The sequence below is a fragment of the Erythrobacter sp. genome, from assembly GCF_035194505.1.
Lineage (GTDB): Bacteria > Pseudomonadota > Alphaproteobacteria > Sphingomonadales > Sphingomonadaceae > Erythrobacter.
Genome location: NZ_CP136573.1, coordinates 1,947,079 through 1,966,710, shown reverse-complemented (window position 1 = coordinate 1,966,710; position 19,632 = coordinate 1,947,079). Strand labels below are relative to the sequence as shown.

General features: G+C 65.8%; 14 protein-coding genes. 12 read left to right on the top strand and 2 right to left on the bottom strand.

Annotated elements, in window-relative coordinates:
* Positions 1–18: 18 nt before the first annotated feature.
* Genes RSE14_RS09675 through RSE14_RS09665 form a run of 3 tightly spaced genes read left to right on the top strand, consistent with a single transcriptional unit; the run spans position 19 to position 2,381 of the window.
* A complete protein-coding gene (locus tag RSE14_RS09675) occupies positions 19–1,368 on the top strand; it encodes a S41 family peptidase (protein WP_324073166.1) in 1,350 nt (449 codons plus the stop codon).
* Between the two features lie 12 nt (positions 1,369–1,380).
* Positions 1,381–1,833 carry a disulfide bond formation protein B gene (locus tag RSE14_RS09670; RefSeq protein WP_324073165.1) on the top strand — a complete coding sequence of 151 codons (453 nt, stop codon included), beginning with the start codon at positions 1,381–1,383 and terminating at the stop codon, positions 1,831–1,833.
* 26 nt (positions 1,834–1,859) lie between these two features.
* The gene (locus RSE14_RS09665; RefSeq protein WP_324073163.1) at positions 1,860–2,381 is read left to right on the top strand and encodes a demethoxyubiquinone hydroxylase family protein; all 522 of its coding nucleotides are present in this window, start codon (positions 1,860–1,862) and stop codon (positions 2,379–2,381) included.
* Positions 2,382–2,507: 126 nt separating this feature from the next.
* Here RSE14_RS09665 and RSE14_RS09660 read toward each other — a convergent pair whose 3' ends face one another.
* On the bottom strand, positions 2,508–3,797 hold the full coding sequence (locus tag RSE14_RS09660) for a nucleotide sugar dehydrogenase (protein ID WP_324073161.1): 1,290 nt from the start codon (positions 3,795–3,797) through the stop codon (positions 2,508–2,510).
* 157 nt (positions 3,798–3,954) lie between these two features.
* On the opposite strand from RSE14_RS09660, the gene RSE14_RS09655 reads away from it, so the two are divergent.
* Positions 3,955–4,500: a hypothetical protein gene (locus RSE14_RS09655; protein WP_324073159.1), complete on the top strand. Its 546-nt coding sequence runs from the start codon at positions 3,955–3,957 to the stop codon at positions 4,498–4,500.
* 3 nt (positions 4,501–4,503) lie between these two features.
* Here RSE14_RS09655 and RSE14_RS09650 read toward each other — a convergent pair whose 3' ends face one another.
* Positions 4,504–5,517, bottom strand: a complete 1,014-nt coding sequence (locus RSE14_RS09650) for an NAD-dependent epimerase/dehydratase family protein (RefSeq protein WP_324073157.1) — start codon at positions 5,515–5,517, stop codon at positions 4,504–4,506.
* Between the two features lie 235 nt (positions 5,518–5,752).
* Between RSE14_RS09650 and RSE14_RS09645 the strand changes: the two genes are divergently transcribed.
* From RSE14_RS09645 to RSE14_RS09610, 8 genes are all read left to right on the top strand, one after another.
* A complete protein-coding gene (locus RSE14_RS09645; protein WP_324073155.1) occupies positions 5,753–7,036 on the top strand; it encodes a TolC family protein in 1,284 nt (427 codons plus the stop codon).
* Positions 7,037–7,044: 8 nt separating this feature from the next.
* Positions 7,045–9,153: an ATP-binding cassette domain-containing protein gene (locus RSE14_RS09640; RefSeq protein WP_324073153.1), complete on the top strand. Its 2,109-nt coding sequence runs from the start codon at positions 7,045–7,047 to the stop codon at positions 9,151–9,153.
* On the top strand, positions 9,150–10,304 hold the full coding sequence (locus RSE14_RS09635) for a beta-barrel domain-containing protein (RefSeq protein ID WP_324073151.1): 1,155 nt from the start codon (positions 9,150–9,152) through the stop codon (positions 10,302–10,304). Before RSE14_RS09640 ends, RSE14_RS09635 begins: the two co-directional genes overlap by 4 nt.
* A 97-nt stretch (positions 10,305–10,401) precedes the next feature.
* Positions 10,402–15,681, top strand: a complete 5,280-nt coding sequence (locus tag RSE14_RS09630; protein ID WP_324073150.1) for a beta strand repeat-containing protein — start codon at positions 10,402–10,404, stop codon at positions 15,679–15,681.
* A 173-nt stretch (positions 15,682–15,854) separates the two neighbouring features.
* Positions 15,855–17,039, top strand: a complete 1,185-nt coding sequence (locus tag RSE14_RS09625; RefSeq protein ID WP_324073147.1) for a glycosyltransferase family 4 protein — start codon at positions 15,855–15,857, stop codon at positions 17,037–17,039.
* Positions 17,036–18,127: a KpsE/RkpR family capsule polysaccharide export protein gene (locus RSE14_RS09620; protein WP_324073145.1), complete on the top strand. Its 1,092-nt coding sequence runs from the start codon at positions 17,036–17,038 to the stop codon at positions 18,125–18,127. The genes RSE14_RS09625 and RSE14_RS09620 overlap by 4 nt, the downstream gene beginning before the upstream one ends.
* A complete protein-coding gene (locus RSE14_RS09615; protein WP_324073142.1) occupies positions 18,127–18,930 on the top strand; it encodes an ABC transporter permease in 804 nt (267 codons plus the stop codon). The genes RSE14_RS09620 and RSE14_RS09615 overlap by 1 nt, the downstream gene beginning before the upstream one ends.
* Positions 18,927–19,625 (top strand): ABC transporter ATP-binding protein, encoded by a 699-nt coding sequence (locus RSE14_RS09610; protein WP_324073140.1) that lies wholly within the window; start codon positions 18,927–18,929, stop codon positions 19,623–19,625. Before RSE14_RS09615 ends, RSE14_RS09610 begins: the two co-directional genes overlap by 4 nt.
* Positions 19,626–19,632 lie beyond the last annotated feature (7 nt).

Below are 19,632 nucleotides of genomic sequence, written 5' to 3'. Positions count from 1 at the left end.
TGAAGGAGCTTCTGCCTCATGAATATCGCCGCTCTCCTGCGCAGCGCCGCACTTGTCACTGCGGTCGCGCTGATCCCCGCCACCACTGCCACCATGGCCCAGGTCGATGGCCGTGCCGGCCCCGAATTCGCCAAGCTGTTCGCGGTCTTCCAGCGGGTGAAGTCGAGCTATGTCGAGCCGGTCGAGGACGATGTGCTGATCCGCGGCGCGATTGACGGGATGCTTGCGGCGCTGGATCCCCATTCGGCCTATCTTGATGGCGGCGATCTCCAGCGGCTGGAGACCATGATCGACGGCAATTATTCGGGTCTCGGCCTGTCGGTCGTTCTCGAGGACGGCGCGGTCAAGGTGGTCTCGCCGTTCCGCGGCAGCCCGGCCGACAGCGCTGGCATCAAGGCGGGCGATTTCATCACACACCTTGATGGCAAGCTGATCTATGGTGGCAGCCTTGATGATGCCGTGGCCCAGATGCGCGGGCCTTCGGGCACCTCGATCCGGCTGACGATCTTCCGTCCGGGCCGCGAGGAGCCGCTCGAAGTCGATGTGACGCGCGGCGTGATCGAGCTCGAACCGGTGACCCACGCGATGGAGCCGGGCAATATCGGGGTCATCACCGTCAACGAATTCTCCGCCGATGTCGGCGCTGACGTGTTTGCCGCTTGGCAGGCGATCCAGAAGAAGGCGCCGGGCGGCCGCGTGAGCGGTCTGGTGCTCGATCTGCGCAACAATCCGGGCGGCAGCCTCGACGAATCCGTCGCTCTGGCCGACCTGTTCCTGACCGACGGACGGATCGTCAGCCAGCGCGGCCGTGCGCGGGGCGAAACGATGCTTTATGATGCCGAGACGGTCTATCGCGGCGACATGGCCGACGGCGTGCCGATGATCGTGCTGATCAATGCCGGTTCCGCCTCGGCCTCCGAGATTGTCGCAGGCGCACTGCAGGATCACCGCCGCGCGCTGATCATGGGCGAACGCAGCTTCGGCAAGGGTTCGGTGCAGTCGCTGCTGCCGCTCGGCCCGGATGCCGCGCTGAAGCTCACCACCGCGCGCTATTTCACGCCGTCGGGCAAGTCCGTGCAGGAAGGCGGGATCAAGCCCGACATCGCCGTGCCGCAGCTGTCCGACCCGGATCTGGCGCTGCGGGTGAAGTATCAGACCCGCGAAAGCGATCTGCGCGGCCACCTGATCAACGAGCTTGGCATCAAGGACGAGGAGATGGAGGCGGACAAGGCCCCCGATCCGCGCTTCCAGCTGACCGCTGCGCAGCTCGAACAGCAGGGAGTGAAGGACTTCCAGCTGCATTACGCGATGGAGACCCTGCGCCGCACCACCCGCAGCACGGTCGCCCTGCGTCCGGCACGCAAGTAGAGTTCGCCCGACATGGACCGGATTGCCAAGGCGCGGCTGCTGGCCGTACTGGTGCCTGCCGCGCTGCTCGGCGGGGCCTATACTGCCCAGCTGGGTTTCGGACTTGCCCCTTGCGAGATGTGCTGGTGGCAGCGCTACCCGCATTTCGCCGCGCTGGGGCTGGGGCTGCTCGCCTTTGTCGCCCCGCCGGCGCGGGTGTGGACCATGCTCGCAGGCGTCGCGATCATCGCCTCTGGCCTGATCGGCGGGTTTCATGCGGGCGTGGAATATGACTGGTGGGAGGGCATCACGCCCTGCACCGCGCCGGCCAGCGCGCTGGATGTGCTCAACACCGCCGCTGCCCCGCATGTGCGCTGCGATGTGGCCCCGTGGGACCTCTTCGGCATCTCGCTTGCGGGCTTCAATTTCCTGATTTCCTGCACCATGGGTGCAGCCGTTCTGGCGCTGGCCGCGTATCGCAAGTAAGGCTGGCGCTCTGAAGGGAAGCGAACATGGACAAGACCGAACTCCACCGCATGATCCGGGTCGACCAGGCCGGGGAATTCGGCGCGACCCGCATCTATGAAGGCCAGCTTGCGGTGATGGGCGATCGCGGCCCCCACTCCGCCGAAATCCGCCACATGGCCGAGCAAGAGCGGGAGCACCGCGCCAAGTTCGACGCGCTGCTGGTGCGGCGCGGGGTGCGGCCGACAGCGCTGCATCCCTTCTGGTCGGCGGCAGGTTATGTGCTGGGCGCAGGCACGGCGTTGCTCGGGCCGGAAGCGGCGATGGCCTGCACGGCGGCAGTCGAGACCGAGATCGACAAGCATTACAGCGACCAGCTCGACAAGCTGGCCGAGAGCGGCGCCGATCCCGAGCTTGCCGAAATGATCGAGGCGTTCCGCGAGGACGAACGCGAACACCGCGACGCGGCGCTGGCCAATGGTGCCGAACGTGCGCCCGCCTACCCCCTGCTCGCGGGTGCGATCCGTCTGGGATGCCGCATCGCGATCAAGGTGAGCGAGCGCCTTTAGGCTTCGCACCCGCCTTGCGCGGGTGCGTCCTCGGCGCTGTTCCTTCGCTTCGCTACGGGCGCCTGCGGGCGGGCAGTCGCCCTTGCGGTCGAGTTCCGTGACCGGGGGGCTCTACCTCACGCTCTTTCACAAACTCCAGTATACCAGTTCTTCGGGCAGCACCGCGCGATCCAGCGCGCTCTTCACATCCACCAGCACGCCTCCTGACCGCACGCGGGCGACCAGCGCCTGCGGATCGGCCAGATATTGCGCGTGGTTCACCGCCAGCACCAGCGCATCAAGCTCCTGCAAATCCTCCGGCGGGCGCAAGGCTATGCCGTATTCATGCAAGGCCGCGGCCGGCTCTGCCAGCGGGTCGCTCACGAGCGCGTCGATGCCGTATTCGCGCAGTTCGGCGAGGATATCGGGCACTTTGGAATTGCGGATGTCGGGCACGTCCTGCTTGAAGGTCAGCCCCATCACCCCGACCTTCGCGCGGCAGGGGGAGACCCCGCCCGCGATCAGCAGCTTCACCACCTTCTGCGCGATCTCGCGTCCCATCGCGTCATTGATGCGCCGTCCTGCGAGGATCACCTCGGGCCGGTAGCCGAGCTTTTCCGCCGCTGCGGTGAGGTAGAAGGGATCGACCCCGATGCAATGCCCGCCGACGAGGCCGGGGGTGAAGGGCAGGAAGTTCCACTTCGTCCCGGCCGCCGCCAGCACATCGCGGGTGGCGATACCCATGCGGTCGAAGATCAGGGCGATTTCGTTCATCAGGGCGATGTTGAGATCGCGCTGGGTGTTCTCGATCACCTTTGCCGCTTCGGCGACCTTGATCGAGGGCGCCTCGTGCAGCCCCGCATCGACAATCGCGCCATAGACCGCGCGCATCCGGGCGAGAGCCTCGGGGCTGTCGGCCGCGATGATCTTGGTGATGGTCTCGAGCCGATGGACGTGATCGCCCGGGTTGATGCGCTCCGGGCTGTAGCCGAGCGTGAAATCCGCGCCCTGCATCAGGCCCGAATGGTGCGCCAGCCAGGGTCCGCAGATCTCCTCGGTCACGCCGGGAAAGACAGTCGATTCGAACACCACCAGCGCGCCCGGCTTGAGGCGCGGACCGATGGTCTCGCAGGCGCGCCCCAGTGGGGAGAGATCGGGGCGGCGTTCCTCGGTGATCGGGGTCGGCACCGTGACGATCACCATGTCGGCGCCTTCCAGCACGGCGGGACTATCCGAAACCGCCAGCCCGCAGGCCGCCAGCCGCGCCGGATCGATTTCGCGCGTGGTGTCGGTGCCATCGTGCAGTTCGCGCACACGGCGCGCAGAAATGTCGAAGCCGCGCACGCTCGCACCGCGCGGCCCCAGCCTTTCGGCGAGCGCCACCGCGACCGGCAGGCCGACATAGCCAAGCCCCACGACTGCAATGGTTTTGTCCATGCCCCCGCATATCTGCGCAGGCTTCAAGATTTCACTAATCGCGCAAGGCCTCCGGGCCTTCAGCCGCGGTTCAGCGCAAGCGGGCTAGACAAAGACCCTCGCGCGCAGGCATTGCTGCGTCTGCACCTTTGCGCACCGACACGAGGATCCACGCTCCATGAAGCACCTGCTTGTCCCCGCCGCGCTTGCCGCTGTTGCCGCAGCCGCGCCCGCATCGGCGCAAAGCGCCAGCGAGAAGATCAACATGGTGATCGCCTACAGCGCGGACGAATGCCCCGTCGCCCAGCCGGGCGAAGTGGTGGTGTGCGAGATCCTCGTCGAAGAGGAGCGTTATCGCATCCCCTCCAACCTGCGTTACAGCACCAATCCCGCCAACCAGTCGCTCGCGCGGCAGGTCGACCAGATCAAGTATGTCGGCGATTTCGGCGCGATGAGCTGCAATCCGGCGGGCGCGGGCGGCTTTACCGGCTGCACCCAGAAGTTCATCGAAGCCGCCTACAAGGACAAGGCCGAGGCAGAAGGCGTGCGCTTTGGCCAGCTGATCGAAAAGGCGCGGGCGGAGCGACTTTCCACCATCGACACCGAAGCCGCCGCCGAGCAGGAGCGGGTGGAGATGATCGAGCGCGAATATATGCAGCGGCTCGAACGCGAGCGTGCCGCCGAAGTGCCGGGCGAAGGCGCGCCGCCCCCGCCGCCGAAGTAACCCTCAGACCCCGTAATAGTCGCGGTACCACGCGACGAACTTCGCCACGCCCTCGCGGAACGGGGTTTGCGGGGCATAGCCGGTGAGCGATTTGAGCAGGCTCGCATCGGCCCAGGTTGCGGGCACGTCGCCGGGCTGGATCGGCAGGTAGTTGCGGATCGCCGCGCGTCCGCATTCCGCCTCGATCGCCTCGACGAAATCGAGCAGGCGCACCTTGTCGCCATTGCCGATGTTCACCACCCGGAACGGTGCGACCGGGGAAAGACTATCGCCCGGGGCAATATCCTCGGGGCTGTCGGGTCGCACCGGGGCGGCATCGATCAGCAGGCGGATGCCGCGCACCAGATCGCTGACATAGGTGAAGTCGCGGTACATCTCGCCATCATTGTAGATGTCGATCGGTGTGCCTTCGAGGATTCCGCGGGTGAACTTGAACAGCGCCATGTCGGGCCGCCCCCACGGGCCATAGACGGTGAAAAAGCGGAACATCGTTACCGGCAGGTCCCATAGATGGGCATAGGAATGCGCCATCGTCTCGTTCGCCTTCTTGGTCGCGGCGTAGAGGGTGAGGGGGGTGTCGACCTTCTGCCCCTCATCGAACGGCATGTCGGTGTTGGCCCCGTAGACCGACGAGGTCGACGCCATCAGCAGGTGATCCACGCCCAGTTCGCGCGCGCATTCCATCACGTTGAAGGTGCCGACGAGGTTCGCATTCACATAGGCGCGCGGGTTTTCGAGGCTGTAGCGCACCCCAGCCTGCGCGGCGAGGTGGACGATCACATCCGGCTTCTCCGCCAAAGCCAGCGCGTGGAGCTTGTCGAAATCCTCCAGCATCCCTTCGGTGCAGGTGAAGTTCGGATGCTGGAGCAGCATCTGGTGCCGCCGCTGCTTGATCCGCACGTCGTAATAGTCGGTCATCCCGTCATAACCGACCACACGGAAGCCCTCTTCCAGCAGTAATTGCGAGAGGTGAAAGCCGATGAACCCGGCCGAGCCAGTGACGAGAACGTTGCGCATGGCTCTCCTATTGCGGTCCTTCCCTGCGCGATGCAATCGCCTTGGTGGGGGTGGCCTGACCGGCTGCGGCCACTTTTTGCTTGTCTGCGCAAGGTTCTGCGCCGATTGCAGAGGTCAAGAGACACAAGCGGCGGGGGGACCGGCAATCGCGCCGCCGACGGCAACAGGCATGGCTATTCCGGCACCTTCATACAGCATCACGGCAACATCGCCCCGCCGCGCATCGCGCTGGCGGATGGCTCTGCCTGTGTTGGCCGCCGCTTTGGTGCCGGCGGGCGCTGCCTCGCAAGAAGCGGCCTATGGCCCCGAGGCTGTTCCGGCGACCAGCGAGCCTGCGCGCGAAGTGCCTGCCGGCCTGCCGCCCGCGATGGCGCTGCTGGCCGACCGCGCCTTGTCCGACAATCCGCAGGTGATCGCCAGCCGCGCCGCGCTCGCCGTGTCGCAGGCCGATCTCGATGCCGCCCGCTGGCTGCGCTACCCCAGCCTCTCGGCCGAGGCGCTGGCGGCGACCGGCGGGTCCAATGCGGCGGATATTGACGGGTTCGCCGTCAACCTTGCGCTCGAACAGCCCTTGTGGGCGGGCGGCACCATCGACAGCCGGATCGAGGCTGCTCGCTCGCTGCGCGATGCCGGGGCCGAGGGGCTGCGCGAGGCGCGCTTCGGTATTCTCATGGGGATCATAGACGCCTGGTTCGGCGTGGTCCGCGCCGATCAGCGCGCGCTGGCGCTGGAGGCGGGGATTGCCGAGCATCGCTCGCTGGTTGGCTCGATCGAGCGGCGGGTGGACGCCGAGGTCTCGCCGCAGGCCGACCTTACGCTCGCCCGTTCGCGCACCACCCAGCTGGAGATTGAACTGGCATCGGTGCGCGAGGCGGGGGACAATGCGCTGGTGCGGCTGGGCGAGCTGACCGGCGCGGTGACCGAGCGGCCCGACCTTCCGGGCTCCGACATCTTCACCGGCGTGCCGCCCGAACTGATCGCCTTTGACGAGATGATCGCCTGCACCCCCTCGCTCGCGCGGCTGCGGGGCGAGATTGCCGCCGCACAGGCCGAAGTGCGCGGGGCCAAGGGCGCGCTGCTGCCGCAATTGCTGCTGCAACTTTCGCAGAACGAGCTGACCGGCGCGCGCGCCGCGCTGGTGCTGCGGGCGCAGACCGGCAATGGCCTGTCGCGCTTTTCCGCGATTGACCGGGCCGAAGCGCGGGTCGACCAGTCCATGGCGCAGCTTGGCGCGGTCGACCGCGAGATCCGTGCGCGGCTCTCCAGCGAGTTCGTCGCGCTGCGTTCCAATCGCGCCCAGGCCGATGCTGGAACCGATGCGACGCTTGCAGCGGCCGATCTTCAGGCGAGCTACCAGCGCCAGTTTGTCGCGGGACGGCGGAGCTGGCTTGATGTGATGAACGCGGCGCGCGAAGTTATCTCGGCGCGGATCGGCGAGAGCGATGCGCGGGTCAATGCGGCGGCCAATGCCACCCGCGTTCTTGCAATGTCGTGCCGTTGGCGTCCGGCTGGGCTATAGGGATGGACATGGGGCTGCTTGCTGCAATCGAACGCTATGGCGATGCTGCTGGTCAGCCGTTGCCGCCCGGCTGGGCGCGCGACGTGGCGGTGGACGCCTTGCCGGAAGGGGCAGCGGCGCTCGAAGGGCTTGCCGCCGCGCTCGGCTGGGATGCGCCGCAAGCCATTGCCGGCCGTCCGCGCCCGGATGAATTCCCGCTCCTGCTGCATGATGCCGCGCGCGGCTGGTTGGTCGCACGGCAATGGATCGGCGAGGATGATCTGGCACTGACCGACGGCAGCGTTATCGCCTTCGCCGAGGACACCCAGACCTTTGTCCGCCTGGCATTGGCCGACCCGTTGGGCGACGAGCAGGTGACCGCTTTCCAGATTGTCGCTCGCGCTGTCGCCCGCCGCAGCCGCGCTCTGGTGCTGGCGGGGCTGGCGACGATCTTTGCCAACATCCTCACGCTCGCGACCTCGCTCTATGCAATGCAGCTGTACGACCGCGTCATCCCGCTCGCGAGTTTCGACACGCTGGTGGTGCTCACCGCCGGGGTGATGTTCGCGCTGCTGCTCGATCTTGCACTGCGCTCCTTGCGCGGCGTGCTGATCGAGGCCGAGGCGCAGGGCATCGACCGCGAGGTGGCGGAATTCTTCTTTGCCCGCGCGCAGGCGATCCGGCTTGATGCGCGGCCCGGCGGGATCGGGACAATGGCCGCGCAGATCCAGGGGCAGGAGCAGATCCGGCAGGTGATGTCGGCCAGTTCGCTGTTTGTGATCACCGATCTGCCCTTTGCGGTGCTGTTCATTGTCGTGGTGCTGGGCATTGGCGGCCCGCTCGCGCTGGTGCCGCTGGTGAGCTTCCCGATCGCAATCGGCATGGCGCTGCTGTTCGCCCGCATCATCCGCAAGAGCGCCGAGCGGGCGCAGGTCACCGGCAACCGCAAGAACGGGATGCTGGTGGAGATGCTCGATGCCTCCGAGACACTGAAGGCGAACCTTGGCGGTTGGCACATGCTGGCGCGCTGGAACCGGCTGATCGGCGAGATTCAGCATTATGATTACCCCGTGAAGCGCGCCTCGGCGGTGTCGGGCGCGCTGTTTTCGACCATGCAGCAGGTCACCTACACCGCCGTCCTGTGCTTCGGCGCCTATCTCGCCGCGACCGGAGAGATCACCACCGGCGCGCTGCTCGCCTGTTCGATCATCGTCGGGCGCATCAACGGCCCGCTGATTGCGCAATTGCCGGGGCTGATCGTGCAGTGGGGCTATGCGCGCTCGTCGCTGCGCGGGCTCGACATGCTGCTCAAGTACCCGGTCGAGAAGACCGCCTCGCAAGGCGGCCTCAGACCGGGCAAGCTCGCCGGGTCGCTGGTGGTGAACGAGGCGCGCTTTGCCTATCGCGGCGGGCCCGAGGTGCTGGCGGTGCAGGGGCTTGTGATCCAGCCGGGCGAGAAGGTGGCGGTGCTGGGTGGCATCGGGGCGGGCAAATCGACCCTGCTGAAGCTGCTCGCGGGCCTCTACACCCCCAATGCCGGAGCGATCACGCTGGGCGGGCTCGATCTGTCGCAGATCGCCGAGGAGACCCTGCGGCGCAATATCGGCTATCTGTCGCAAAGCGCGCGGCTGGTGCGCGGCTCCTTGCGCGACAGTCTGACGATGGGCCTGCCCGCTGTGAGCGATGATGCGCTGATCGAGGTGGCACGGGCGACCGGGCTTGACGGGCTGTTTGCAGGCGGAAGCCGCGGGCTCGATGCCGAGGTGCAGGAGGGCGGCGCCGGGCTTTCCGGTGGACAGCGCGCGCTGGTCTCCATCAACCGCCTGATCCATGCCGCGCCCCGCGTGTGGCTGCTCGACGAGCCGACCGCCGCGCTCGATGCCGCTTCGGAGAAGGCCGTGCTCGATGCGGTGCAGGCGCGGCTCGGGCCGGACAGCATCATGGTGATGGCGACCCACAAGCTGCCGCTGGTCGAGCGGTTTGACCGGGTGGTGGTGATGGCGCGCGGACAGATCATCAGCAGCGAGCCTGTCGACGCCTTCCTGCGCAAGCTGCGCGACCTGTCCGGACCCGGTCCGCGCCCGGCCAGCACCGAGGGGCTGGTCAGCACCCGGATCAACAAGGGAGGCAATGCGTGAACGGCTTGCTGCGGCCTGCGGGGCTGATCATCATTGCGATTTCCGCCGCGATCCTGGGCTTCATCGGCTGGTCGTTATGGGCCGAGCTCGATCAGGTCGCGCGTGCGCCCGGGCGGGTGGTGCCCTTCGCACGCGTGCAGGTGGTGCAGAGCGAGCAGGACGGCGCGATTGCGACCATTGCCGTGCGCGAAGGGGCGCGGGTCAAGGCGGGCGACCTGCTGATCGCGCTCGACACGGTGCAGCTCGAAGCCGGTGTGCGCGAGGCGCGGCTCAAGGTGGCGGGGCTTGAAAGCCGCATGGCGCGGATCACGGCCGAGCTCTACCAGAAGCCGCTGGTGTTTCCCGCCAGCCTCAAGGACTTCCCCGAATTCACCGCCAACCAGCGCCAGCTCTACACCCAGCGCCGCGCCAGTCAGGATGCGGAGATTGCCACCTTGCGCAACCTTGCGCGGCTTCAGCAGCAGGAGCTCGATCTCAACCAGCCCCTGCTCGCCACCGGCGATGTCGCGCGCACCGAGATCATTGCCATGCGCCAGCGCGTGGTCGAGACCGAAGGCCGCATCTCCGCCGTGCGCGCGCAATATCTGCGCGAATTGCAGAGCGAGTTCACCGCCACCGAGGAAGAGCTCGCCGCCGCGCGGGAGCAACTGGCGCGGATCGAGGACAGCCTCGCCAACGCCGCGCTCAAGGCGCCGACCGACGGGATCGTCAAGAATGTGCGCTTCACCACCATCGGCGGTGTGGTGCGCGCGGGCGAGGAGGTGCTGCAGATCGTGCCTGCGGGCCAGACCCTGATCGTCGAGAGCCGCGTCGCCCCGCGTGACATTGCCTTCGTCAAGCTCGGCCAGACAGCGCGGGTCAATTTCGATGCCTATGACAATGCGGTCTACGGCTCGGCGACGGGCAAGGTGGTGTTCGTCAGCCCCGACACAATCGTCGAGACCGCGCCCGACGGTTCGAGCCAGGCCTATTACCGCGTCAATCTGGAGGTCGACATTGCCACGATGCGGCAGGATGGCGGCAGCGTGCGGGTGGATCTGCAACCCGGCATGACCACGACAGCGGAAATCCTGACTGGCAAGACCACCGTTTGGAACTACCTCACCAAGCCGATCTTCAAGACCGTGTCGCAATCGATGCAGGAACAGTAGGCGAGCGCCTTTTTCAGCTTCAACAAGCTGCTGAAAGCCCTTAGAAGTCCTTGCAAACCTGTCGGCTGTCGCGCCGCGCAGGGCAGGAGATTTTGCAATGCCCTCCATCACTGGCACCACCGGCAATGATGTGATCAACGGCACCCAGGCCGACGATACGATCAACGGCGGCGGCGGCAATGACACCATCGTTGATCGCTGGGGCGATGATATCATCGATGGCGGCGACGGCGATGACGTGATCATCGACGAGGCGGGCAGCAACACCATCCGCGGCGGGGCCGGCAATGACCGCATCACCATCAGCGATCGCTATTCGGGGCTCGGCAGCGTCCTCGGCAATCCGCGCCGGACCAATGTGATCGAGGGCGGTGCGGGCAACGACTTCGTCACCATCGGCCAGATACCGATCGGCACGCTGTCTGTTGATCTGGGTGACGGCGACGATGTGCTGCGGATCGATGGCCGGGTCTTCGCGGACACCACCTATCGTCTGGGCAGCGGGCGCGACACGGTTGTGCTGACCTTCCGCTATGGCGACGGCATCCGCGCGAGCCTTTCAGCACTGACGATCGCCGATTTCACCGCGGGTGAGGGCGGCGACATCCTCAATCTGGGCGAGGCGGTGCGTGGGGTGTTCAACAACCCCTCCGCCTTCGCTGCGTTCAGCGGGGGCAATCCCTTTGCCAACGGCGTCCTGCGACTGGTGCAATCGGGTGCGGATACGCTGGTGCAGTTCGATTATGACGGGTCCAAGGGCACCGCGATCCGTCCGTTCACGCTTGTGCGCCTCCAGAATGTCACGGCCACATCGCTGACGGCTGCCAACTTTGCCGGGCTCGATCCGGCAGGCGGCTCGCCGCTTCTGCTGGCAGTCAACGGGACGGAAGGTGCCGATCTGATCTTCGCTCCCTCCTCGGGCGGCAACATCACTGCGGGTGGCGGCAATGACGAGATCATCGGCGGCTTCCGGGCCGACATCATCGATGGCGGGGCAGGCAACGACATCATCGATGGCGGCGCAGGCGACGATACCCTGCGCGGCGGCGACGGGGACGACACCATCACCGATGAATGGGGCAATGACACCATCGAAGGCGGTGGCGGCAATGACCGGATCGACATCTACCGCCCGCCGCTTTCCGATGGCGGCCTGTCCCTGCCGCAAACCGTCACCATCAATGCAGGCGACGGCAATGATGCGGTGAGCTTCCGCATCGGCGGCGATCGCAACCTCAATTTCTCCGATCGCGACATCACCCTGATCGCCCATCTCGGCGCGGGCGATGACGTCATCACGCTTACGGCGGTTGAGACGAATGCCGATCTGCCGACCACGACGCTGACCATGGGCAGCGGGCGCGACCGGCTGGTGCTGGACAATCGCACCTTCCTCTACGGCCTCTTCATCACCATCACCGATTTCGCGGCCGGCAACAGCGGCGACATTCTCGATCTCGCCCGCGCGATCCAGATCGGGCAGGGGTGGAACCGGGTCGCCAACCCCTTCGCCACCGGCCACCTGCTGCTTGTGCAGTCAGGTGCCGACACGCTGGTGCGCTTCGATTTCGACGGCGCGGGCGGTGGAAGCGGCGAGGGTACTGTCTTCACGCTTGTCAGACTGGTTGGTGTCACCGCGTCGAGCCTCACGGCGGCAAACTTTAACGGCTATAACCCCACGGGTGCGGCCTCCAGCTTCCAGATCCGGGCGGGGACCTCGGGCAATGACGTGCTCACCGGTTCCTATGACAATGACGTCATCGATGGTGGCGACGGGGATGACGTCATCACCGAGGTCTTCGGCGGATCGGACACGCTGGACGGGGGCAATGGCAACGACATCATCCGCGTCGACACGGGCTACTCGCCCACCAGCGATACGGTGACGATCAGGGCCGGGGCGGGGAATGATCTTGTCGAGGTGTTCATCAACACCTCATCCGGCCAGACCTACACCTCGGACATCGATCTGGGATCGGGCGATGATCGCCTGCTGCTGCGGATATTGCCGAGCGGCGGGACGACGCTGACGCTGGGCGCCGGGCGCGATGTGATCGTGATTTCGGAAGAGGTTGCCTCCCAGACGCTGGGCGCCTTCACGATCACCGATTTCCAGACCGGAGCGGGCGGGGACCTGTTCGACTGGAACCTGTTTGTGACCGCCGAGCTGGCCAGCAGCGATCCGTCCTTCGAGCCGTTCATCAGCGAATTCGTGCGGCTCGAGCAGGTCGGCAACGACACGCACCTGCAGCTGTCGCTCGGCGGCTACAGCCAGGGCTACGTCACCTTCGCGGTGTTCCAGAACACGGTGGCGACGAGCTTCACCGCCGAAAACCTCGGCTTCGATCCCAACCATGCGACCCACATCGGCACCGGTTCGGACGAGACGCTGGATGGCACCGGCAATCTCGATGTCATCTGGGCCGGTGCCGGCAATGACACCGTCAACGGGCTCGCCGGTGACGACCGGCTCTATGGCCAGTCCGGCGATGACATCATCAACGGCGGCGACGGCAACGACTTCATCCGCGGCGGCGAGGGCGTTGACACGCTGCGCGGCGATGGCGGCAATGACACCATCGACGGCTGGCGCGGACGCGATGCGATCTTCGGGGGCGATGGCGATGACATCATCACCGACACCTTCGGCACCGACGCGATCGAAGGTGGCGTGGGCAACGACACCATCAATGTCTCGTACGATTTCATCACGCTGATCACCAATGGCGAGGCCGCCGGCACCATCCTGGCGGGTGACGGCAATGACACGGTCAACATCACTAACGCATGGCTCTCCCAGTATACGCTCGCCAATCCCGGGCAGACGACGACGCCATTTATCTCGGTCAATCTCGGCGCGGGCGACGATACGCTGGTCTCCGACGGGATGATCGATCAGGTCACGCTGGGCAGCGGGCGGGATGTGATCCGCTTCGTCGAGGGGGTCGACAGCGCCGGCATGGTGGTGACCGACTTCCAGACCGGCGCCAATGGCGACCGGATCGATTTCGGCGGGTTCCTCTACGGGCTCAGCCCCTATGATATCTCGATTGCCCTGCAACTGCGGCTCGGCGCTGATCCTTTCGCGCTCGGTGTGCTCCAGCTGCGTCAGGCCGGTGCCGACGTGCAGGTGATCTTCATCCCCTCGGTCAGCGGTGACTACGTCGAGGAATTGGTGATGACCTTCCAGAACACGCAGGTCGCCAATTTCACCTCGGAGAACTTCTCCGGCTTCAACCCGCTCGCGACCCCGACCCTGCCGCGTTACGTGACCGCGGACACCACCATCGCGGCGGGCCAGACGGTGACGGCCAGCAACGTGGTTCCCGATGGTCTCGCTGTTTTCGGCGGCAATGCCGGTTACACCTATCGCGCGGGGGGCAGTGTCAGCTTCACCAACAACGGGACGGTCGAGACGATCACCAACCAGCCCGGCTTCGGCACGCCAATCGGCTTTGCGGTGAGCCGCAGCTCTGGCCCCGGCGCAGATGCGTGGTTCGTCAATTCCGCGACGGGGCGCTTCATCGTCGCGGCTGACAATGATGACGGCTCGGGCGTGATTTCGGAAGCGGCGACCGAGGCCTACGGATTCTATGCCCCGCAGCAGGCGCTCCACTTCCGCAATGACGGCTATTTCGAAGTCACCTCGGTGATGGGCTCGGCCACCGGGGTGCTGACCGGGTTCGATGTGAACGCCACGCGGGAGGTCATCAACAACGGCACGATCATCGCCGATGGCGGCTATGGCGGCTTCGGCGTGGTGATGGGCTTTGCGGCCAGCTTCCGCAACACCGGCACGATTGCGGCCTACGGCCTGATCGAGGCCGTGGGCGTGCGCTGGCGGCAATATGCCGGCGGTAGCTTCGTCAACACCGGCACGATCTTCGCGATTAACAGCCCCGACTCGCCATTTTTCAGCGTCGGCGTGCTGCTGATCGAGATCCCGACCGCGGGGAATTCCGTTTCGGAGCCGCGGGTGATCGATAACAGCGGGGTCATCTCGGCCGATATCGCGATCCTCTCGGCTGACGGCAGCCCGCCGGGATCGGTGACTAACCACGTCCGCAACACCGGCCAGATCGAAGGCGCGATCCTGCTCGGCTTCGGCAATGATTCGGTATTCAACAATGGCGGCGGCGTGATCCGCGGCGTGGTGCTGCTTGAACAGGGCAACGATCTCTACGACGGGATCGGCGGGACGCTGAACGGCTCCGTGCGCGGCGGGCTGGGTGACGACACCTACCGCATCGACAATGCCGCGACCGAGATCATCGAGGAAGCGGGCGAAGGCACCGACACGGTCGAGATCAACCGCGACTACACCCTGCGCGACAATTTCGAGAACCTGCGCCTTCTGGGCGGGGATGCGCTGTCGGGCACTGGCAATGCGCTGGCCAACCGGATTGTCGGCAATGGCGGGGGCAACCGCCTGACCGGTGGGCTGGGCGATGACATCATCGACGGCGGCGGCAATGTCGACACGGCAATCGTGCGCGGCACGCGCTCGCAATACACTGTGACCCAGACCTCGACCGGCGTGTTCCAGGTGGTTGGCCCGGATGGGACGGACACCCTCACCGCGATCGAGTTCCTCCAGTTCGACGACCAGATCCTGCGCCTGCGCCCCGGCACCGGCGTCACCGTCAACTTCAACACCGCCGACCGCAGCGTCTACCAGACCGCGATGAACGACATCCGCGACTTTGACGGGAACGCGCTGGGCGGCAATGGCGGTTGGCTGCGGATCGGGCAAGCCGACGTCAACGGCGATGGCGACATCGACCAGATCCTCGTCAACCGCAGCATCGGGCGCTTCGCGACGGTGGGTACAGCACCTGACGGCCTGGTCTATTTCAATGACCACGGCTGGGCCGGCGAGACCCGCGTCGCCGGGATTTACATCGACCCTCTGGTGGAGGCCGGCATCGTCGCCCCCGGCAGCGATCAGGACAGCCAGCGCCGCTTCCAAAACGATCTCCAGATCGAGAACATCAACCGCGTGCTGGGCGCCAACGACTACAACCGCGACGGGATTCAGGAGGTCTATTTCGCGCTGACCGACGGCACGGCCTACCTGCGCGCCCTGATGCATGCCGATGGAAACATCCGCTACGCCAACTACCAGAGCCAGCAGGAGGTGATCGACTACCTCACCGCCAACGGCTTCGGGCCGGACACCTGGGCGGGGTGGTTCCCGAACACCAGCGGCGGTGTGCAGGGCCTTACCGATGAAACTGTCGCGGTGTCGGAGAGCAACAATCTCGGCCGCGCCGTGCTCACAGGGATGGGCGGCGATGATGCTCCCACGCCGGGCATGATCGACATGGCCAGCCTCGCCTTTGTCGCACCGATGATCGCGCCGGAGTTCTACGGCTAGGCGCATAGCGGGGATACCCCCGAAGCGGGGGCATATTTGCTTGAGACGGAGGGGGCAGACCTGTCACAAGCCCTTCCTGACTCGCTGCCGCCTGCTTGTGGAAGCCCGCCCTATGTTGTCCGCGCCTGACAATCGATGCCTCGCCGGTCGCCTGTGCGCCGAGAGCGGCAGCCGTGGATAGTGGCGCGCCCGTGCTGCTTGACGTCACGCGGCTGGTCGCGCTCGGGTGGAGCGGGCGCCAGCCGACCGGGATCGATCGCGTATGCCGCGCCTATCTGCGCCACTTCCGCCCCCGCGCGCAGGCAGTGGTGCAGCATCGCGGAGTGATTCGCGTGCTGGAGCCGGTGCCATCGGCCGCGCTGTTCGATGTGCTGGAGCATCCCGCACCGGGAATGCGCCGGCGGATCGCACGACAGCTTTCCGCGGCGCTGATTGCCCGCCCGGCGCGGGAGCGGATCGCGGGACGCGCCTATCTCAATATCGGGCACACCGATTTCGATCTGCCCGTGCACCACGGCTGGGCGCGGCAGCACCGGCTGCGCCCGTTCTATTTCCTCCATGATCTGATCCCGGTGGTGCATCCGGAATTCTCCCGCCCGCACGCCGTGCGCCGGCACCTCGGGCGGGTGGAAAGTGCGCTGGAAAGTGCCGAGGGGATCATCCTCGGATCACACGCCGTCGCCGATGAACTCGCCGCCTTTGCAGCGGCGCGTGGGTTGCCGCTGCCGCCGTTCGCGGTCGCGCATCTGGCAGGGGAAACCCTGCCGCCCGCCGCGTCTCAGCCGCCCGCAGAGAACCGTCCCTTTTTCCTCTGCGTTGCCACGATCGAGCCGCGCAAGAACCACCGTCTGCTGCTGGATCTTTGGGCGCGCCTTGCCACTCGTCTCGGAGACGATACGCCCAGACTGGTGCTTGTCGGGCAGACCGGGCCATTGACGGGCGATATTCTGGCGCCTTTGGCGGCCAACCCTGCGCTACAGGCCCATGTCACCCACCATGCCGCCTGCTGCGACGCCGAACTCGCGCGCCTGATGCATCACGCAAGGGCGCTGCTCATGCCCACGCTTGCGGAGGGATTCGGCCTGCCTTTCGTTGAGGCACTCGCGGCCGGAACGCCCGTTATCGCGAGCGACCTTCCGGTGCTGCGCGAAATCGGGCAGGGTGCAGCCTGCCTGATCGATCCGGCCTGCCTTGATGGCTGGGAACAGGCGGTGCTTGCCGCGCTCGAACAGCCGGCCCAGCGTGCGAAGGGCTTTGTCCCGAGGCGCTGGGATGGCCATTTCGAGGTGGTGGAGCGTTTCATTGCTGACCCGGCGGCATTCCGCCGCCCTTCAAGCGAAAGAGTCCTTGCTGCGTGATAGCCCGACTGAAATCCCTCGTCAGCCCGGCGCTGCTGGTCGTGACCATCCCGACGCTGATCGCGATCCTCTATTACGGGTTGCTGGCCGAGGACGTGTACATCTCCGAATCACGCATCGTCGTGCGCCAGCCCACCCAGGCGAGCCGCTCGGCGCTTGATGCCGCGCTCGACAAGACCGGGTTCGGCGCAGCGAACGAGGGCAACAACACCGTCATCGCCTATCTGCAATCACGCGCCGCGCTGGATGAGGCGGATCGTGATGGCGGCCTCAAGAAAGCTTACTCCGATCCGGAGCTTTTCTGGTTCGACCGCTTCGGCCTGTTCGGCGAAAGCGACGAGGAATTCTACCGCTATTTCCAGAAACAGCTCGATGTGCAGGAGGGGTCGACGACCCAGGTTCTCACCATCCGCGTCCGCGCCTTCGATCCGAAGAAGGCGCAGGCGATCAACGCCCGGCTGGTCGAACAGTCGGAGGCGCTGGTCAACAGCCTGTCCGAGCGTTCGCAGTCCGATCTGATCAAGGTCGCGGAAGGCGAGGTCGAGGAAGCGGCGGCCAAGGCACGCACAGCAGCGGTCGAACTGGCGAAGTATCGCAACGCCAGCGGTATCGTCGATCCGGTGCAGGAATCGGAAGTCGGCCTGCAGATGATCTCGAAATTGCAGGACGAGCTGATCGCCGCACAGACCCGCCTGCGCCAGTTGCAGACCTACACTCCCGATGCCTCGCAGATCCCCTTCCTGAAGACGCAGGTGCGCGATCTGGAGCGCGAAATCGCCGAGGCGCGCGGCAGCCTGACGGGCGGGCGCGCCTCCCTGTCGACGACGCTGACCCGTTTTCAGGAGCTTCAGGTCGACGCCGAATTTGCCGAAAAGCAGCTCGCCGCCACCCGCGCCTCCTTGCAGGAAGCCCGGGCCGAGGCGCGGCGCAAGCAGGCCTACCTTGAAAAGATCGCCGCGCCGAGCCTGCCCGACTATCCGGTCGAGCCGCGCCGGATCCGTTCGATGCTGGCCGCACTCGTGCTCGGCCTCTTGGCCTGGGGCGTGTTGTCGATGCTTGCGATCGGGGTGCGCGAGCACCGCGACTGATGGCGAGCGCGCCCTCCCCCCATCCGCCCCTGTGGCAATCCTTGCGCATTCAGGCGCGGGTGATCGACGCGCTGCTGCGGCGCGAGATGCTGACCCGCTATGGCCGCCACAATATCGGCTTCCTGTGGCTGTTCGTGGAGCCGATGATCTTCACCATCGGGGTGACGATCCTGTGGACCGCAACCAAATCGGTCCACGGCAGCGATCTGCCGATCTCGTCCTTCGCGCTGACCGGCTATTCCTCCGTGCTGCTGTGGCGCAACATGCCCGGGCGCTGCATCGGCGCGCTGCAGAACAATCTGGCGCTGATGTATCACCGCAACATCAAGGTCGGCGATATCTACGCCGCAAGGTTGCTGATCGAGTTCGGCGGGGCGACGATTTCCTTCTTCACGCTTGGCGTGTTGTTCATCGCGGTCGAATGGATGAACCCGCCCGAGGATTTCCTCAAGGTCGCCGCCGGGTGGATGCTGATCGCATGGTTCGGCTGTGCGCTGGCGATCCTGATGGGGGCGCTGTCGCATCTGAGCGAGCTGGTCGACAAGCTGTGGCACCCCTTTTCCTACCTGCTGTTCCCGCTTTCGGGCGCGGCTTTCATCGTCGCCGCCCTGCCGTCCTTCGCGCAGGAGATCGTGCTCTATATACCCACCGTCCACGGCATCGAATTCGTGCGCGAGGGCTTTTTCGGCAGCCGCGCGCGGGCAACCTATGATCTGGCCTATCTCGTCCCGTTCAATCTGGTGCTGACCTTGGTTGCGCTGATTGCGCTGCGCTATGTCTCGCGGCGGGTGGTGCCGGGATGATCCGGGTGCGTGATCTCAAAAAGGTCTACAAGACCCGCTTTGGCGAAAATCTGGTGTTCGAGGGACTAAGCTTCGATCTCGCCATGGGGGAGCGGCTCGGGATTCTCGGCCGCAACGGGGCGGGCAAATCGACTTTGGTGCGCCTTGTCAGCGGGGCCGAGCGCCCGACCGCCGGCACGATCGAAAGCGATATCTCTATTTCCTGGCCGCTGGCCTTTGCCGGCGCCTTCCAGCACCAGCTGACAGGCATCGACAATGTCCGCTTCATCAGCCGCATCTATAATCAGGATGCCGAGGCCAATATCGCCTTCGTCGAGGAGTTCGCCGAGCTTGGCCCATATCTGCGCGAGCCGGTGATCACCTATTCCTCGGGGATGCGCGCCAGGCTCGCCTTCGCGATTTCGATGATCATCGAATTCGACTGCTTCCTGATCGACGAGATCAGCGCAGTGGGCGATGCGCGCTTTCACGATCGCTGCAATTTCGAACTGTTCGAGAAGCGGGCAGACCGGGCGATGATCATCATTTCGCATGATGCCGCCTATGTCCGCGATCACTGCAACCGCTGGGGCGTGCTGCATGACGGCAAGCTGGTCCAGTATGACGACTTCGAGGTCGCCTATGCCGACTTCAAGGAACTGATCGGGTGGAAGCCGCCGCCGGGCTGGCCGCAGATCCCGGTCGCAACTGCGTAAACAGGGT

Bases quoted from the DNA above. Each gene is read 5' to 3' on its own strand.
- RSE14_RS09675 (WP_324073166.1), top strand. From the start codon at position 19: ATGAATATCGCCGCTCTCCTGCGCAGCGCCGCACTTGTCACTGCGGTC.
- RSE14_RS09670 (WP_324073165.1), top strand. From the start codon at position 1,381: ATGGACCGGATTGCCAAGGCGCGGCTGCTGGCCGTACTGGTGCCTGCC.
- RSE14_RS09665 (WP_324073163.1), top strand. From the start codon at position 1,860: ATGGACAAGACCGAACTCCACCGCATGATCCGGGTCGACCAGGCCGGG.
- RSE14_RS09660 (WP_324073161.1), bottom strand. From the start codon at position 3,797: ATGGACAAAACCATTGCAGTCGTGGGGCTTGGCTATGTCGGCCTGCCG.
- RSE14_RS09655 (WP_324073159.1), top strand. From the start codon at position 3,955: ATGAAGCACCTGCTTGTCCCCGCCGCGCTTGCCGCTGTTGCCGCAGCC.
- RSE14_RS09650 (WP_324073157.1), bottom strand. From the start codon at position 5,517: ATGCGCAACGTTCTCGTCACTGGCTCGGCCGGGTTCATCGGCTTTCAC.
- RSE14_RS09645 (WP_324073155.1), top strand. From the start codon at position 5,753: ATGGCTCTGCCTGTGTTGGCCGCCGCTTTGGTGCCGGCGGGCGCTGCC.
- RSE14_RS09640 (WP_324073153.1), top strand. From the start codon at position 7,045: ATGGGGCTGCTTGCTGCAATCGAACGCTATGGCGATGCTGCTGGTCAG.
- RSE14_RS09630 (WP_324073150.1), top strand. From the start codon at position 10,402: ATGCCCTCCATCACTGGCACCACCGGCAATGATGTGATCAACGGCACC.
- RSE14_RS09615 (WP_324073142.1), top strand. From the start codon at position 18,127: ATGGCGAGCGCGCCCTCCCCCCATCCGCCCCTGTGGCAATCCTTGCGC.
- RSE14_RS09610 (WP_324073140.1), top strand. From the start codon at position 18,927: ATGATCCGGGTGCGTGATCTCAAAAAGGTCTACAAGACCCGCTTTGGC.